Below are 380 nucleotides of genomic sequence, written 5' to 3' on the forward strand. Positions count from 1 at the left end.
CCCCCAGGCCCCCGTCCGGGGTTGGCGGGTTGCTCGCTCCTGTAGGGATTTGGCGGCCCCCTGCTACCGGGTGGCCGCCAGCATGAATTCCGCCACCCGCTCCAGGGAGGTGGTGCGTTCGGCCTCCGCCGGGAAGCGCCGGAAGCCCTCGGGTGGCCCGTGCAGGATGAGCGGCTTGCCATAGCGCAGCGCCAGGACGGCCTCCGCCGCGGTGCCCGCGCCCCCCGGCAGTGCCACCAGGGCGTGCGGCGTCAGCACGTTGATGTGGTTGCGGCTCATGGGGTCCGTGCCCTGCTCCCCGCTGAGCGGCAGGTGGGTGTAGATGGGCAGCTCGATGTCCGGATTCGGGTAGCCGGCCCGGGGCTGGTACAGGCCCTCCG

Annotated in this window: 1 protein-coding gene; it reads right to left on the minus strand. The window is 73.2% G+C overall.

Annotated features, from left to right (window positions below; all coding sequences use genetic code 11):
- Positions 1-63: 63 nt before the first annotated feature.
- On the minus strand, positions 64-380 hold a 317-nt coding region (locus D7V88_RS42485), incomplete at its 5' end, for an SLOG cluster 4 domain-containing protein (protein WP_504815132.1).

Origin of the sequence: Corallococcus terminator (assembly GCF_003611635.1) — a bacterium.
Taxonomy (GTDB): Bacteria; Myxococcota; Myxococcia; order Myxococcales; family Myxococcaceae; genus Corallococcus; species Corallococcus terminator.